Genomic DNA, 15,973 nt, shown 5'->3' with positions numbered 1-15,973 from the left:
GGGGCTCCGCCCCTCGAACCCCGGCGGGGGCTCCGCCCCCTGCACCCCCTATCGCGCCTGAACGGCGCTCGTCCTCAAACGCCGGACGGGCTGAGGTGCCCGGTGCGGGCCAGCACCATGCCGCTAAGGGGCGCGAGGAACTGCGCGAAAAGCGACCACGGTCCGTAGACGACCGGGGGTTAGGGGCGCGGGGAACTGCGCGAAAAGCGACCACGGTCCGCACACGACCGGGGGGGTTGAGGGGCGCGGGGAACCTCGCAAACCCCGGGCCCGGCCGGCCCTGTCAGGGGCGCGGGGAACTGCGCAGGGGTGGGGTTACGGCAGGGCTGCGAGGGTGGTCAGGACTCCCTCGCCCCAGGTGGCCAGCTTCTTCTCGCCCACCCCGGCAATCGTCCCCAACTCCTCCACCGACCCCGGCCGCACCGCAGCGATCTCCCGCAACGTCGCGTCATGGAAGATGACATACGCCGGAACCCCCGCCTCCTTCGCCTGCGCCCCCCTCCACGCCCGCAGCGCCTCGAACACCGGCAGCACCTCGGCCGGCAGGTCCACCGCCGCCGCGGGCTTGCGCGAGGACGTCCGGGGGGCGCGCGCCGGCTTCTCCGGTTCCGTCCGCATCCGGACCTCGCGCCGCCCCCCGAGCACCTCCCCGCTCGCCTCGGTCAGCACCAGCGTCCCGTACTCCCCCTCCACCGCGAGCAGCCCCTGCGCCAGCAACTGCCGTGCCACGCCCCGCCATTGGGGCTCGGAGAGGTCCTCTCCGATGCCGAACACCGACAGGGCGTCGTGGTCGAACTGGATGATCTTCGCGGTCCTGCGGCCGAGCAGGATGTCGATGATCTGGCCCGCACCGAACTTCTGGCCCCGCTCGCGCTGCAGCCGCACCACGGTGGACAGCACCTTCTGCGCGGCGACCGTGCCGTCCCACGTCTGCGGCGGCGTCAGGCAGGTGTCGCAGTTGCCGCAGTTCTCGGCGGCGGCCTCCTGGCCGAAGTAGCCGAGGAGCTGGGCCCGCCGGCACGAGGCCGTCTCGCACAGCGCCAGCATCGCGTCGAGGTGCGCGGCCGCCCGGCGCCGGAACGCCTCGTCGCCCTCGCTGCCCTGGATCATCTTCCGCTGCTGCACGACGTCCTGGAGCCCGTACGCCATCCAGGCCGTCGACGCGAGGCCGTCGCGTCCGGCGCGGCCGGTCTCCTGGTAGTAGCCCTCGACGGACTTGGGCAGGTCGAGGTGGGCCACGAACCGTACGTCCGGCTTGTCGATGCCCATGCCGAACGCGATCGTCGCCACCACCACCAGGCCGTCCTCGCGCAGGAAGCGGGACTGGTTGCTCGCGCGCGTCCCGGCGTCCAGACCCGCGTGGTACGGGACCGCCCGTACGCCGTTGTCGCTCAGGTACTGCGCGGTCTTCTCGACGGAGGCGCGCGAGAGGCAGTAGACGATGCCGGCGTCCCCATCGTGCTCCTCCTTCAGGAAGGTGAGCAGCTGCTTCTTCGGGTCGCTCTTGGGCACGATCCGGTACTGGATGTTGGGCCGGTCGAAGCTCGCGACGAAGTGCCGCGCGTCCGGCATGCCCAGGCGCTGGGTGATCTCGCGGTGGGTGGCGTCCGTGGCGGTGGCGGTGAGCGCGATGCGCGGCACGTCGGGCCAGCGCTCGCCGAGCAGGGAGAGGGCCAGGTAGTCGGGCCGGAAGTCGTGGCCCCACTGGGCGACGCAGTGCGCCTCGTCGATCGCGAAGAGGGAGATCTTGGCGCGGGAGAGCAGGTCGAGGGTGGCTTCGACGCGGAGCCGCTCGGGGGCGAGGTAGAGCAGGTCCAGCTCACCGGCGAGGAGCTCGGCCTCCACGGTGCGGCGCTCGTCGAAGTCCTGCGTGGAATTGATGAACCCGGCTCGTACGCCGAGGGCGCGCAGGGCGTCCACCTGGTCCTGCATCAGGGCGATGAGGGGGGAGACGACGATGCCGGTGCCGGGCCTGACCAGGGAGGGGATCTGGTAGCAGAGGGACTTTCCGCCGCCGGTGGGCATCAGGACGACGGCGTCGCCGCCCGCCACGACGTGGTCGATGACGTCGCCCTGGGCGCCGCGGAAGGCGTCGTATCCGAAGACCCGGTGCAGGGTCCGGAGCGCCTCGCTCTCCTCACCCCGCGCGCGCTCCAGGGCCGGCCCCTCCGCGACCTGCGTGCCGCCGCTCGTCGCACCCGTTGCGCTCATCGCCCTGTCCCCCGTACTGGTCCGTCTGCCGTCTCACCGTTCACCCCAGCAACGATAGGCGCCCCGACAGACACCCCCCGAGTTATCCACAACCCCGCCCTCCACCACGGGCCCACCCGTACGATCACCCGCCCGGACAGGCACGGCCCGGCCCGCTTGCCGCGCAGTTCCCCGCGCCCCTGAAACCCCCCGGTCATCTGCGGACCGCGGTCGCTACTCGCGCAGTTCCCCGCGCCCCTGGCAGGACCGGGCGCTCGGGGTCCGCGCAGTTCCCCGCGCCCCCAAGACCCCCGGTCATCTGCGGACCGTGCTCGCTTCTCGCGCAGTTCCCCGCGCCCCTTGGCTCCGCGGTCGTGTGCGGGCCGCGGTCGCTTCTCGCGCAGTTCCCCGCGCCCCTGGCAGGGCGAGTGCTGGCCAGCACCGGCATCCTCAGCCCGTCCGGCGTTTGAGGACGAGCGCCCTTAAGGCGCGATAGGGGGTGCAGGGGGCGCAGCCCCCGCCGGGGTTCGAGGGGCGGAGCCCCTCAGGGGGTCTGGGGCGGAGCCCCAGGGAGCCGGGCCCCTCCAACCCCCTGCACGGGCGGGTGGGCGGGCAAACCCCTCGGGGTCTGGGGCACAGCCCCAGGGAGCCGGGGCCATCCAACCCCCCGCACGCACGGGCGGGTGGGCAAACCCCCCGGGGGCACACGAAGGCCCCGGCAGCGACCACCCGCCCCGGGGCCCCCGCACAGAAACACCCCTACCGAACAAACACCCCCGCATGATGCGCAAGGTCAAGGAAGTACTGCGGAGCCACCCCCAGCACGAGGGTCACCGCAACCCCCACCCCGATCGTCGTCAGGGTGAGCGGCGACGGCACCGCCACCGTCGGCCCGTCCGCCTTCGGCTCGCTGAAGAACATCAGCACGATCACCCGGATGTAGAAGAACGCCGCGATGGCGGAGGAGACCACACCGACCACGACCAGCGCCCCCGCACCCCCCTCCGCCGCCGCCTTGAACACGGCGAACTTCCCGGAGAAGCCCGAGGTCAGCGGGATGCCCGCGAAGGCCAGGAGGAAGACCGCGAAGGCCGCCGCGACCAGCGGCGAGCGCCGGCCGAGACCCGCCCACTTGGACAGGTGCGTCGCCTCGCCGCCCGCGTCCCGCACCAGCGTGACCACCGCGAACGCGCCGATCGTCACGAAGGAGTACGCCCCCAGGTAGAAGAGGACCGACGAGACGCCGTCCGCGTTGGTGGCGATGACACCGGCCAGGATGAACCCGGCGTGCGCGATGGAGGAGTACGCGAGGAGCCGCTTGATGTCGGTCTGGGTGATCGCGACGATCGCGCCGCCCAGCATCGTGATGATCGCGACGCCCCACATGACCGGCCGCCAGTCCCAGCTCATGCCGGGCAGCACCACGTACAGCAGGCGCAGCAGCGCGCCGAAGGCCGCCACCTTGGTGGCCGCCGCCATGAAGCCCGTCACCGGGGTGGGCGCGCCCTGGTAGACGTCCGGGGTCCACATGTGGAACGGCACCGCGCCGACCTTGAACAGCAGGCCCATCAGGAGCATCGCGCCGCCGATGAGCAGCAGCGCGTCGTTGCCCATGGTGCCGGCCAGTGCCGGGTCCACGTTCTGGACCGAGCCGCTGACGACGTCGGCGATCGTGGCGTACGAGACGGAGCCCGCGTAGCCGTAGAGGAGCGCGATGCCGAAGAGCAGGAAGGCCGAGGAGAACGCGCCGAGCAGGAAGTACTTGACCGCGGCTTCCTGCGACATGAGCCGCTTGCGGCGGGCGAGCGCGCACAGCAGGTAGAGCGGCAGGGAGAAGACCTCAAGGGCCACGAACAGGGTCAGCAGGTCGTTCGCCGCCGGGAAGACCAGCATGCCGGAGACGGCGAACAGGGCCAGCGGGAAGACCTCGGTGGTGGTGAACCCGGCCTTGACCGCGGCCTTCTCGCTGTCGCTGCCGGGCACGGAGGCGGCCTGGGCGGCGAACGAGTCCACCTTGGCGCCGTGCGCCACCGGGTCGAGGCGGCGCTCGGCGAAGGTGAAGACCGCGACGATGGAGGCGAGCAGGATGGTGCCCTGGAGGAAGAGCGCGGGGCCGTCGACGGCGACCGCGCCCATCGCGGCGATGTGCGCCTTGGTGGTGCCGTAACCGCCGGCCGCGAGACCGACCACCGCCGCGAAGGCGGCGGCGAGCGCGACCACCGACAGGAACACCTGCACGTAGTAGCGGCTGCGGCGCGGCACGAAGGCCTCCACGAGGACACCGACCAGCGCGGCGCCCACCACGATCAGCGTGGGCGCGAGCTGCGCGTACTCGATGTGCGGCGCGGGGATCTTGTCCAGCTTCCCCTCGGCCGCCGTGGTCCACAGGCTGTGGACAGCTGATGAGCTCACTTGGCCGCCTCCACCACCGGGTTGGGGTCCTTCTTCTGTACGTCCGACATGGTCTGGCGCACCGCCGGGTTGACGATGTCGGTGAGCGGCTTCGGGTAGACCCCGAGGAAGAGCAGCAGGGCGATCAGCGGGGCGACCACCAGCAGCTCGCGGACCTTGAGGTCGGGCATGCCCTGGATCTCCGCCTTGACCGGCCCCGTCATCGTCCGCTGGTAGAGGACGAGGACGTAGAGCGCGGCCAGGACGATGCCCAGCGTCGCGACCACGCCCGCCACCGGGTAGCGGCTGAACGTGCCGACCAGGACCAGGAATTCACTCACGAAGGGCGCCAGGCCCGGCAGCGACAAGGTGGCCAGGCCGCCGATCAGGAAGGTGCCGGCCAGGACCGGGGCGACCTTCTGCACACCGCCGTAGTCCGAGATGAGCCGGGAGCCGCGGCGCGAGATGAGGAAGCCGGCCACCAGCATCAGGGCGGCCGTCGAGATGCCGTGGTTGACCATGTAGAGCGTCGCGCCGGACTGGCCCTGGCTCGTCATCGCGAAGATGCCCATGATGATGAAGCCGAAGTGCGAGATCGACGCGTAGGCCACCAGGCGCTTGATGTCGCGCTGGCCGACCGCGAGCAGGGCACCGTAGATGATGCTGATCACGGCGAGCACCACGATCACCGGCGTCGCCCACTTGCTGGCCTCCGGGAAGAGCTGGAGGCAGAAGCGGAGCATCGCGAAGGTGCCGACCTTGTCGACGACCGCGGTGATCAGGACGGCGACCGGCGCGGTCGCCTCGCCCATCGCGTTGGGCAGCCAGGTGTGCAGCGGCCACAGCGGGGCCTTCACCGCGAAGGCGAAGAAGAAGCCGAGGAAGAGCAGCCGCTCGGTGTTGGTCGCCATGTGGAGCGAGCCGCTCGCGCGGGCCGCGGCGATCTCGCTGAGCGAGAACGAGCCGGCCACCACGTAGAGGCCGATGACCGCGGCCAGCATGATGAGCCCGCCGACCAGGTTGTAGAGCAGGAACTTGACGGCCGCGTAAGAACGTTGGGTGGCCGCCGCCTCGTCACCCTGCCCGGGTACGGCAGCGCCGTACTGGGACGGGGCGGCCCGGTCGCCGAAGCCGCCGATGAGGAAGTACATCGGGATGAGCATGGCTTCGAACAGGATGTAGAAGAGGAAGACGTCGGTGGCCTCGAAGGAGAGCACCACCATCGCCTCGACGGCGAGGATCAGGGCGAAGAAGCCCTGGGTGGGGCGCCAGCGGCTGCTGTGCGTTTCCAGCGGGTCGGCGTCGTGCCAGCCGGCCGCGATGATGAACGGGATCAGCAGCGCGGTGAGCCCGATGAGGGCCACGCCGATGCCGTCCACGCCCAGTTCGTAGCGGACGCCGAAGTCCTTGATCCAGGCGTGCGACTCGGTCAACTGGTAGCGGGCGCCGCCCGGTTCGAACCGGACCAGCTGGATGGCGGCGAGCACCAGGGTGCCCACCGAGACCAGCAGGGCCAGCCACTTGGCGGCGGTCCGCCGCGCCGCCGGGACGGCCGCGGTGGCGACCGCGCCGAGCGCCGGGAGGGCGGCCGTGGCGGTGAGGAGGGGGAAGGACATGGCGTTACACCGCCCTCATCAGCAGAGTCGCGGCGATGATCACCACAGCACCTCCGAACATCGAGACCGCGTAGCTGCGGGCGAAGCCGTTCTGCAGCTTGCGCAGCCGGCCGGAGAGCCCGCCGACCGAGGCGGCGGTTCCATTGACGACCCCGTCGACCAGGCTGTGGTCGAGGTAGACGAGCGAGCGGGTGAGGTGTTCGCCGCCGCGGACCAGGACCACGTGGTTGAAGTCGTCCTGGAGCAGGTCGCGGCGGGCGGCCCGGGTGAGCAGCGAGCCGCGCGGGGCGACGGCCGGAACGGGCTTGCGTCCGTACTGCGCGACCGCGAGGCCGACGCCGATCAGCAGGCAGACCATGGTGGCGCCGGTGACCGTCCACTCCCCGACCGGCGAGTCGCCGTGGTCGAAGGAGGTGACCGGCTCCAGCCACTTCACGAAGCGGTCGCCGATGCCGAAGAAGCCGCCGGCGAAGACCGAGCCGAAGGCGAGGACGATCATCGGGACCGTCATGGTCTTCGGGGATTCGTGCGGGTGCGGTTCGGCGTGGGCGCCGCGCGTCTCGGCGGCGGGCTCCACGTCCGGCTCCGCCGGGGAGGCGGTCTTCGCCTGCTTCCAGCGCTCCTCACCGAAGAACGTCATGATCATCACGCGCGTCATGTAGTACGCGGTGATCGCGGCGCCGATCAGGGTGACCGCGCCGAGGATCCAGCCCTCGGCGCCGCCCTTGGCGAACGACGCCTCGATGATCTTGTCCTTGGAGAAGAACCCGGACAGGCCCGGGAAGCCGATGATCGCCAGGTAGCCGAGGCCGAAGGTGGCGAAGGTGACCGGCATGTACTTCCGCAGGCCCCCGTACTTGCGCATGTCGACCTCGTCGTTCATGCCGTGCATGACCGAACCCGCGCCGAGGAAGAGCCCGGCCTTGAAGAAGCCGTGCGTCACCAGGTGCATGATCGCGAACGCGTAGCCGATCGGGCCGAGCCCGGTGGCCAGGATCATGTAGCCGATCTGCGACATCGTCGAGCCCGCCAGGGCCTTCTTGATGTCGTCCTTGGCGCAACCGACGATCGCACCGAACAGGAGCGTGACCGCGCCGATGACCACCACGACCGTCTGGACGTCGGGCACCGCGTTGAAGACCGCGCCGGAGCGGGTGATCAGGTAGACGCCCGCGGTGACCATGGTGGCCGCGTGGATCAGGGCCGAGACCGGGGTCGGGCCCTCCATCGCGTCACCCAGCCAGGACTGGAGCGGGACCTGGGCCGACTTGCCGCAGGCGGCCAGGAGCAGCATCAGGCCGATGGCGGTGTCACGGCCCGAGCTCGCCCCGCCGGCCTCGCCGAGGACGGTGGTGAAGGCGAACGAGCCGAACGTCGTGAACATCACCATGATGGCGATCGAGAGGCCCATGTCGCCGACGCGGTTGACCAGGAAGGCCTTCTTGGCCGCGGTCGCCGCGCTGGGCTTGTGCTGCCAGAAGCCGATGAGCAGGTAGGACGCGAGGCCCACACCCTCCCAACCGACGTACAGCAGAAGGTAGTTGTCGGCCAGGACCAGCAGGAGCATCGCCGCGAGGAACAGGTTGAGGTAGCCGAAGAAGCGCCGGCGGTTCTCGTCGTGCTCCATGTAGCCGATCGAATAGATGTGGATCAGCGTGCCCACACCGGTGATCAGCAGGACGAAGGTCATCGACAGCTGGTCGAGCTGGAAGCCCATGTCGGCCCGGAAGCCCTCGACGGGGATCCAGCTGAACAGGTGCTTGGTCACCGTGCGGTGCTCGGCCGAGCGGCCCAGCATGTCGGCGAAGAGCACCGCGCCCAGGGCGAAGGACGCGCCGGCGAGCAGGGTGCCGAGCCAGTGGCCGATGCGGTCCAGGCTCCGTCCGCCGCACAGCAGTACGGCCGCTCCGAGCAGAGGCGCCGCGATGAGCAGCGCGATGAGGTTGTCCACGATTCAGCGACCCCTTACAGCTTCATCAGGCTGGCGTCGTCGACCGAGGCCGAGTGGCGGGAACGGAAGAGCGACACGATGATCGCGAGCCCGACGACGACCTCCGCGGCGGCGACGACCATCGTGAAGAACGCGATGATCTGGCCGTCGAGGTTGCCGTGCAGCCGGGAGAAGCAGACGAACGCGAGGTTGCAGGCGTTGAGCATCAGCTCGACGCACATGAAGACCACGATCGCGTTCCGCCTGATGAGCACTCCGGCGGCGCCGATGGTGAACAACAGGGCTGCCAGATAGAGGTAGTTGACCGGATTCACTTGACCGCCTCCTCGTCCCGGCCGAGCCGCTCCTCGGAGCGCTGCTCCAGGGCCTTGAGGTCGGCCAGCGCCTGGTCGGACACGTCACGGATCTGGCCGCGGGCCCGCAGCGTCTGGTTGACGGTGAGTTCCGACGGGGTGCCGTCGGGCAGCAGGCCCGGGATGTCCACCGCGTTGTGCCGGGCGTAGACGCCGGGGGCGGGCAGCGGGGGCAGGTGCTTGCCGCGTACGCGCTCCTCGGACATCTCCCGCTGCGTCTTGGCGCGCTCGGTGCGCTCGCGGTGGGTGAGCACCATCGCGCCGACCGCCGAGGTGATCAGCAGGACGCCGGTGATCTCGAAGGCGAAGACGTACTTGGTGAAGATGAGGGTGGCGAGGCCCTCGACGTTGCCGTTCGCGTTGGCCTGGCCGGTGCCGTTGAAGGTCTTCAGGGAGGCGTTGGCGATGCCGGCGATCAGCAGGACCCCGAAGCCGAGGCCGCAGGCCGCGGCCCACCAGCGCTGGCCCTTGATGGTCTCCTTCAGGGAGTCGGCCGCGGTGACGCCGACCAGCATGACGACGAAGAGGAACAGCATCATGATCGCGCCGGTGTAGACGACGATCTGGACGACGCCCAGGAAGTACGCCCCGTTGGCCAGGTAGAACACCGCGAGGATGATCATGGTCCCGGCCAGGCAGAGCGCGCTGTGCACGGCCTTCCTCATCAGGACGGTGCACAGCGCGCCGATCACGGCGACGGTGCCCAGCACCCAGAACTGGAAGGCCTCACCGGTGGAGGTGTGCGAGGCGGCGGCGAGCAGCTCGGTGGGCGCGCTCATGCCCCCACCACCTTTCCGGACGCGGGCTCGTCCTCACCGAAGGTGGACGCCGCCTCCTGGGGCCGCTCCCCCTTGCTGAGCGCGACCTGGCGGACGGTTCCGGGCGCGGCCTCGGTGACCAGGCCGCGGTAGTAGTCCTGCTCGTTCATGCCCGGGTGGATCGCGTGCGGGCTGTCGACCATGGTGTCGTCGAGCCCGGCGAGCAGCTGTTCCTTGGTGTAGATCAGGTTCTCGCGCGAGGAGTCGGCCAGCTCGAACTCGTTGGTCATCGTCAGCGCCCGGGTGGGGCAGGCCTCGATGCACAGACCGCACAGGATGCAGCGGGCGTAGTTGATCTGGTAGACGCGGCCGTAGCGCTCGCCCGGCGAGTAGCGCTCCTCGTCCGTGTTGTCGGCGCCCTCCACATAGATGGCGTCGGCGGGACAGGCCCAGGCGCACAGCTCGCAGCCGACGCACTTCTCCAGGCCGTCCGGATGCCGGTTGAGCTGGTGGCGGCCATGGAAGCGCGGCGCGGTGACCTTCTGCTGCTCCGGGTACTGCTCGGTGAGCCGCTTCTTGAACATGGCCTTGAAGGTCACGCCGAAGCCGGCCACGGGGTTGAGGAACTTGTCCTCCGACCCGCCCGGCTCGTCCTGCTTGCCCGTCGATGACTTGTCAGACACCGTCACCCTCCCTTCCTTCTCCGTCACTGTGAGTATCCGCCCCGCCACTGACAATCAACTCCCGCTGGTGGCGCGACCGTCGGCGGGGTACGGGCGGAAGGGTCTGACCGGGCAGCGGCGGCACGGGGAATCCGCCGGCCATCGGGTCGAAGGCCGCGGGCGGCGCCTGTGCGTCCGCGTCCTGCTTCTTGCCCCGGAAGACGTCCGCGACGAAGGAGAGCAGCAGCAGCGCGACGACCGCGCCGCCGACGTACAGCACGATCTTCGAGAAGTCGTAGCCGTCGTTGCGCAGCGCCCGCACGGTGGCCACCAGCATCAGCCAGACCACCGAGACCGGGATGAGGACCTTCCAGCCCAGCTTCATCAGCTGGTCGTAGCGGACCCGGGGCAGCGTGCCGCGCAGCCAGATGAAGAAGAAGAGCAGCAGCTGGACCTTGATGACGAACCAGAGCATCGGCCACCAGCCGTGGTTCGCGCCCGCCCAGAAGGTGCTGATGGGCCAGGGGGCCCGCCAGCCGCCGAGGAAGAGGGTGACCGAGACGGCCGAGACGGTGACCATGTTGACGTACTCGGCGAGCATGAACATCGCGAACTTGATGGACGAGTACTCGGTGTTGAAGCCGCCGACCAGGTCGCCCTCGGACTCCGGCATGTCGAACGGGGCCCGGTTGGTCTCGCCGACCATCGTGATGATGTAGATGATGAAGGAGACCGGCAGCAGCACGATGTACCAGCGGTCGCCCTGCGCCTCCACGATCTTCGAGGTCGACATCGACCCCGAGTAGAGGAACACCGAGGCGAACGCCGCGCCCATGGCGATCTCGTACGAGATCATCTGCGCACACGAGCGCAGACCGCCGAGCAGCGGATACGTCGAGCCGGACGACCAGCCCGCGAGCACGATGCCGTAGATGCCGACCGAGGCGACGGCCAGTACGTACAGCATGGCGATCGGCAGGTCGGTGAGCTGCATCGTGGTGCGGTGGCCGAAGATCGACACCTCGTTGCCCGCGGGCCCGAACGGGATGACCGCGATCGCCATGAACGCCGGGATGGCGGCGATGATCGGGGCCAGGACGTAGACGACCTTGTCGGCCCGCTTGACGATGACGTCTTCCTTCAGCATCAGCTTGATGCCGTCGGCGAGCGACTGGAGCATGCCCCAGGGACCGTGCCGGTTGGGGCCGATGCGCAGCTGCATCCAGGCGACGACCTTGCGCTCCCACACGATGGAGAACAGCACGGTCACCATCAGGAACGCGAAGCAGAAGACGGCCTTGACGACGACGAGCCACCAGGGGTCGCGGCCGAACAGGGAGAGGTCCTCCGCAGCGAGCGTGATCACGCCTCCACCACCTCCGTGGGAGCTTCCGTAACGGCCGGCCCGATCCGGACGACCTGCCCGGGGACCGCACCGGCATCGGCCGCGACCCCGCCGCCGACGGAGTTCAGCGGCAGCCACACCACCCGGTCGGGCATCTCGCTCACCAGGAGCGGGAGTTGGACGGTGCCGGCCGGGCCGGTGACCTGGAGCAGGTCGCCGTCCTTGACGCCCGACTCGGCCGCGGTGGCCGCGGAGAGCCGGGCCACGGCCGCGTGCCGGGTGCCGGCCAGCGCCTCGTCGCCGGCCTGGAGCGAGCCCTGGTCGAGCAGCATCCGGTGGCCCGCGAGGACCGCCTCGCCCTCGGTGGGGCGGGGCAGCGCCTTGGCCGGCTCCAGGGGCTCGCTCGCGCGCGGCCCGTCCCAGGTGCCGAGCCGTGTCATCTCGGTGCGTACGGCGCGGACGTCGGGCAGGGCGAAGTGGACGTCGAGGACGTCGGCCAGCATGTGCAACACCCTGGTGTCGGTCGGTGCCAGGGCCCGGGTCATCTGCTCCGGCTTGAGCGCGGCCTCGAACAGGCGCGCCCTGCCTTCCCAGTTGAGGAAGGTGCCGGGCTTCTCGGCGACGGCCGCGACCGGCAGGACCACGTCCGCGTGGGCGGTGACCTCGGTCGGCCGCAGTTCCAGGCTGACCACGAAGGCCTCGGCGAGCGCGGCGCGGGCGCGCGCCGGGTCCGGCAGGTCCGCCGGGTCGACGCCCGCGACGAGCAGCGCGCCCAGTTCGCCGGTGGCCGCGGCCTCGACGATCTGGCCGGTGTCGCGCCCGTAGCGGTGCGGGAGTTCGCGCACGTCCCAGGCGGAGGCGACCTCGTCGCGGGCGCGCGGGTCGGTGGCCGGACGGCCGCCGGGCAGCAGCGACGGGATGGCGCCCGCCTCCACCGCACCGCGCTCGCCGGCCCGGCGCGGGATCCACACCAGTTCGGCACCGGTCGCCGTGGCCGCGCGCACGGCGGCGGTCAGCGCGCCGGGCACGCCCGCGAGCCGTTCGCCGACGACGAGCACGGCGCCCGGGGAGCGCAGTGCCTCGGCCGCCTTCGCGCCGTCCGCGTCCAGGCCGACGCCGCCCGCGAGCGCGTCGAGCCACTCGGTCTCGGTGCCGGGGGCCGCGGGCAGCAGGGTGCCGCCCGCCTTCGCGAGGCCGCGGGTCATGTGGGTGGCGAGCGAGAAGGTGCGCTGGCCGTGCTTGCGCCAGGCCTTGCGCAGCCGCAGGAAGACGCCGGGCGCCTCCTCCTCGGACTCGAAGCCCACCAGCAGGACCGCCGGCGCCTGTTCGAGGGAGGTGTGGGTGACGCCCCGGCCGTCGAGGTCACGCCCGCGGCCCGCGACCCGGGCCGCGAGGAAGTCGGCCTCTTCGGCGGAGTGCACACGGGCGCGGAAGTCGACGTCGTTGGTGTCGAGGGCGATGCGCGCGAACTTGGCGTAGGCGTACGCGTCCTCGACGGTCAGCCGTCCACCGGCCAGCACACCGGCCCGGCCGCGCGCGGCGGACAGCCCGGCGGCGGCCGCCTCCAGCGCCTCGGGCCAGCTCGCCGGTACGAGTTCACCCGTCCCGGCGTCGCGGACCAGCGGGGTGGTCAGCCGGTCGGGCTGCTGGGCGTACCGGAAGCCGAACCGGCCCTTGTCGCACAGCCATTCCTCGTTGACCTCGGGGTCCTCCGCCGCCAGGCGCCGCATGACCTTGCCGCGCCGGTGGTCGGTGCGCGTCGCGCAGCCGCCCGCGCAGTGCTCGCACACCGAGGGCGACGACACCAGGTCGAAGGGGCGCGAGCGGAAGCGGTAGGCGGCCGAGGTCAGCGCGCCGACCGGGCAGATCTGGATCGTGTTGCCGGAGAAGTACGACTCGAACGGGTCGCCCTCGCCGGTGCCGACCTGCTGCAGCGCGCCGCGCTCGATCAGCTCGATCATCGGGTCGCCGGCGATCTGGTTGGAGAAGCGGGTGCAGCGCGCGCACAGCACGCAGCGCTCGCGGTCCAGGAGCACCTGGGTGGAGATGGGGACCGGCTTCTCGTAGGTGCGCTTCTTGCCCTCGAAGCGCGAGTCCGTGTCGCCGACCTGCATCGCCTGGTTCTGCAGCGGGCACTCGCCGCCCTTGTCGCAGACCGGGCAGTCCAACGGGTGGTTGATCAGGAGGAGTTCCATCACTCCGCGCTGCGCCTTCTCGGCGACCGGCGAGGAGAGCTGGGACTTGACCACCATGCCGTCGGTGCAGGTGATGGTGCAGGACGCCATCGGCTTGCGCTGGCCCTCGACCTCGACGATGCACTGGCGGCAGGCGCCGGCCGGGTCGAGCAGGGGGTGGTCGCAGAACCGCGGGATCTCGATGCCGAGCTGTTCGGCGGCGCGGATCACCAGGGTGCCCTTGGGGACGCTGATGCCGATGCCGTCGATGGTCAGCGAGACGAGATCCTCCGGCGGCACGGCCGCCTCGCCGCCCCCGGAGGAAGCGCTACTCGTCGTCACAGTCATGCGTTCACCTCCGTGCTGTCGTCCGCCCAGGCGGTGGACCTGGCGGGGTCGAAGGGGCAGCCCTTGCCCGTGATGTGCTGCTCGTACTCGTCGCGGAAGTACTTGAGCGAGGAGAAGATCGGCGAGGCGGCGCCGTCGCCGAGCGCGCAGAACGACTTGCCGTTGATGTTGTCGGCGATGTCGTTCAGCTTGTCGAGGTCGTCCATCGAGCCCTTGCCGGCCTCGATGTCGCGGAGCAACTGGACCAGCCAGTACGTCCCTTCGCGACACGGGGTGCACTTGCCGCAGGACTCGTGGGCGTAGAACTCGGTCCAGCGGGTGACCGCCCGCACCACGCAGGTGGTCTCGTCGAAGCACTGGAGCGCCTTGGTGCCGAGCATCGAGCCGGCCGCGCCCACGCCCTCGTAGTCCAGCGGGACGTCGAGGTGCTCGTCGGTGAACATCGGGGTCGAGGAGCCGCCCGGCGTCCAGAACTTGAGCCGGTGGCCCTTGCGCATGCCGCCGCTCATGTCGAGCAGCTGGCGCAGCGTGATGCCCAGCGGGGCCTCGTACTGGCCGGGGCTCGTGACGTGCCCGCTGAGCGAATACAGCGTGAAGCCGGGGGACTTCTCGCTCCCCATCGACTTGAACCAGTCCTTGCCCCGGTGCAGGATCGCGGGAACCGAGGCGATGGATTCGACGTTGTTCACCACAGTGGGGCACGCGTACAGACCGGCGACCGCGGGGAAGGGGGGTCGCAGCCGGGGCTGGCCGCGACGGCCTTCCAGGGAGTCCAGGAGTGCGGTCTCCTCGCCGCAGATGTACGCGCCGGCGCCGGCGTGCACGGTGAGTTCGAGGTCGAGGCCGCTGCCGAGAATGTCCTTGCCGAGGAAGCCGGCTTCGTACGCCTCGCGCACGGCCTCGTGCAGCCGTCGCAGGACGGGGACGACCTCGCCGCGCAGATAGATGAAGGCGTGCGAGGAGCGGATCGCGTAGCAGGCGATGACGATGCCCTCGATGAGGGAGTGCGGGTTGGCGAACAGGAGCGGGATGTCCTTGCAGGTCCCGGGCTCCGACTCGTCGGCGTTGACGACCAGGTAGTGCGGCTTGCCGTCGCCCTGCGGAATGAACTGCCACTTCATTCCGGTGGGGAAGCCGGCGCCGCCGCGGCCGCGCAGACCGGAGTCCTTGACGTACGCGATGAGGTCGTCGGGTGTCATGGCGAGCGCCTTGCGCAGGCCCTCGTAGCCGTCGTGGCGGCGATAGGTCTCCAGGGTCCAGGACTCGGGCTGGTCCCAGAAGGCGGAGAGCACCGGCGCGAGCAGCTTCTCCGGGCTGCTTCCGTTGCCGTTTCCTGCGATCTCGGTGGCCAACGTCATCACTCCCCCTCCTCGGCGGCGGGACCGGCGGGGTGGGCCGGGTCGGACGCTGAGGTCTGCTGCGGTGCGTCGTGCGAGCTCAGGTGCTCGGAGCCGGGCTGGGGCCGGTCCTTGGGGCCCTCGCCGCGGGGGTGCACCACGCGCGCGCCCGCGGTCTCGCCCTTGGCCAGCCGCAGTCCGGCGAGCGAGGCGGGCCCGGCGCCGCCGGTCGCGGCCACCGCGCCGGGGCGCTCGTCGGGGAAACCGGCCAGGATGCGCGCGGTCTCCTTGTACGTGCACAGCGGGGCGCCCCGGGTGGGCTCGACGGGGCGGCCGGCGCGCAGGTCGTCGACGAGGCGCTTGGCGCTCTCGGGCGTCTGGTTGTCGAAGAACTCCCAGTTGACCATCACGACGGGTGCGAAGTCGCAGGCCGCGTTGCACTCGATGTGTTCGAGGGTGACCCGGCCGTCGCCGGTCGTCTCGTTGTTGCCGACCGCGAGGTGTTCCTTCAGCTCCTCGAAGATCGCGTCGCCGCCCATCACCGCGCACAGCGTGTTGGTGCAGACGCCCACCTGGTAGTCGCCCGAGGGCTTGCGCCGGTACATGGAGTAGAAGGTGGCGACGGCCGTGACCTCGGCCGTGGTCAGTTCCAGGAGGTCCGCGCAGAAGGCCATGCCGGTGCGCGAGACGTATCCCTCCTCGGCCTGGACGAGGTGGAGCAGCGGCAGCAGCGCGGAGCGGCTGTCGGGGTAGCGGGCGACGATCTCCTTGCCGTCCGCCTGAAGGCGGGCGCGCACATCGGCCGGGTAGTCGGGGGCGGGCAGCTGCGGCATGCCCAATTGGATGTC

11 protein-coding genes are annotated in these 15,973 nt (G+C 70.7%); all 11 read right to left on the bottom strand.

Going from position 1 to position 15,973, the window contains the following annotated elements:
• Positions 1-315: 315 nt before the first annotated feature.
• The gene (recQ, locus tag ACGF3I_RS29690) at positions 316-2,211 is read right to left on the bottom strand and encodes a DNA helicase RecQ (protein ID WP_393137331.1); all 1,896 of its coding nucleotides are present in this window, start codon (positions 2,209-2,211) and stop codon (positions 316-318) included.
• Positions 2,212-2,949: 738 nt separating this feature from the next.
• Positions 2,950-4,602: an NADH-quinone oxidoreductase subunit NuoN gene (nuoN, locus tag ACGF3I_RS29685; RefSeq protein ID WP_393137329.1), complete on the bottom strand. Its 1,653-nt coding sequence runs from the start codon at positions 4,600-4,602 to the stop codon at positions 2,950-2,952.
• Positions 4,599-6,197: an NADH-quinone oxidoreductase subunit M gene (locus ACGF3I_RS29680; protein WP_393137327.1), complete on the bottom strand. Its 1,599-nt coding sequence runs from the start codon at positions 6,195-6,197 to the stop codon at positions 4,599-4,601. Before ACGF3I_RS29680 ends, nuoN begins: the two co-directional genes overlap by 4 nt.
• Before the next feature lie 4 nt (positions 6,198-6,201).
• On the bottom strand, positions 6,202-8,148 hold the full coding sequence (gene nuoL, locus ACGF3I_RS29675; protein WP_393137325.1) for an NADH-quinone oxidoreductase subunit L: 1,947 nt from the start codon (positions 8,146-8,148) through the stop codon (positions 6,202-6,204).
• A gap of 14 nt (positions 8,149-8,162) precedes the next feature.
• A complete protein-coding gene (gene nuoK, locus ACGF3I_RS29670; protein ID WP_100578793.1) occupies positions 8,163-8,462 on the bottom strand; it encodes an NADH-quinone oxidoreductase subunit NuoK in 300 nt (99 codons plus the stop codon).
• On the bottom strand, positions 8,459-9,280 hold the full coding sequence (locus tag ACGF3I_RS29665; protein WP_393137322.1) for an NADH-quinone oxidoreductase subunit J: 822 nt from the start codon (positions 9,278-9,280) through the stop codon (positions 8,459-8,461). Before ACGF3I_RS29665 ends, nuoK begins: the two co-directional genes overlap by 4 nt.
• Positions 9,277-9,942, bottom strand: coding sequence for an NADH-quinone oxidoreductase subunit NuoI (nuoI, locus tag ACGF3I_RS29660; RefSeq protein ID WP_393137320.1), 666 nt, complete (start codon positions 9,940-9,942; stop codon positions 9,277-9,279). The genes ACGF3I_RS29665 and nuoI overlap by 4 nt, the downstream gene beginning before the upstream one ends.
• A complete protein-coding gene (nuoH, locus tag ACGF3I_RS29655; protein ID WP_393137318.1) occupies positions 9,935-11,287 on the bottom strand; it encodes an NADH-quinone oxidoreductase subunit NuoH in 1,353 nt (450 codons plus the stop codon). The genes nuoI and nuoH overlap by 8 nt, the downstream gene beginning before the upstream one ends.
• Positions 11,284-13,788, bottom strand: a complete 2,505-nt coding sequence (locus ACGF3I_RS29650) for an NADH-quinone oxidoreductase subunit G (protein WP_393137316.1) — start codon at positions 13,786-13,788, stop codon at positions 11,284-11,286. The genes nuoH and ACGF3I_RS29650 overlap by 4 nt, the downstream gene beginning before the upstream one ends.
• Positions 13,785-15,146, bottom strand: a complete 1,362-nt coding sequence (gene nuoF / locus ACGF3I_RS29645) for an NADH-quinone oxidoreductase subunit NuoF (protein WP_393137314.1) — start codon at positions 15,144-15,146, stop codon at positions 13,785-13,787. Before nuoF ends, ACGF3I_RS29650 begins: the two co-directional genes overlap by 4 nt.
• Positions 15,146-15,958, bottom strand: a complete 813-nt coding sequence (gene nuoE / locus ACGF3I_RS29640) for an NADH-quinone oxidoreductase subunit NuoE (RefSeq protein WP_393137342.1) — start codon at positions 15,956-15,958, stop codon at positions 15,146-15,148. The genes nuoF and nuoE overlap by 1 nt, the downstream gene beginning before the upstream one ends.
• Positions 15,959-15,973: the final 15 nt, after the last annotated feature.

The organism is Streptomyces sp. NPDC048111 (assembly GCF_043202815.1).
GTDB lineage: Bacteria > Actinomycetota > Actinomycetes > Streptomycetales > Streptomycetaceae > Streptomyces.
The sequence above is the reverse complement of the archived record's forward strand: the minus strand, read 5'-3'. Positions and strand labels throughout refer to the sequence as shown.

What these genes read in the sequence shown, in the direction of transcription:
- recQ (WP_393137331.1), bottom strand. Translation starts at nt 2,211, where the DNA reads ATGAGCGCAACGGGTGCGACGAGCGGCGGCACGCAGGTCGCGGAGGGG.
- ACGF3I_RS29680 (WP_393137327.1), bottom strand. Translation starts at nt 6,197, where the DNA reads ATGTCCTTCCCCCTCCTCACCGCCACGGCCGCCCTCCCGGCGCTCGGC.
- ACGF3I_RS29665 (WP_393137322.1), bottom strand. Translation starts at nt 9,280, where the DNA reads ATGAGCGCGCCCACCGAGCTGCTCGCCGCCGCCTCGCACACCTCCACC.
- ACGF3I_RS29650 (WP_393137316.1), bottom strand. Translation starts at nt 13,788, where the DNA reads ATGACTGTGACGACGAGTAGCGCTTCCTCCGGGGGCGGCGAGGCGGCC.
- nuoF (WP_393137314.1), bottom strand. Translation starts at nt 15,146, where the DNA reads ATGACGTTGGCCACCGAGATCGCAGGAAACGGCAACGGAAGCAGCCCG.
- nuoE (WP_393137342.1), bottom strand. Translation starts at nt 15,958, where the DNA reads ATGCCGCAGCTGCCCGCCCCCGACTACCCGGCCGATGTGCGCGCCCGC.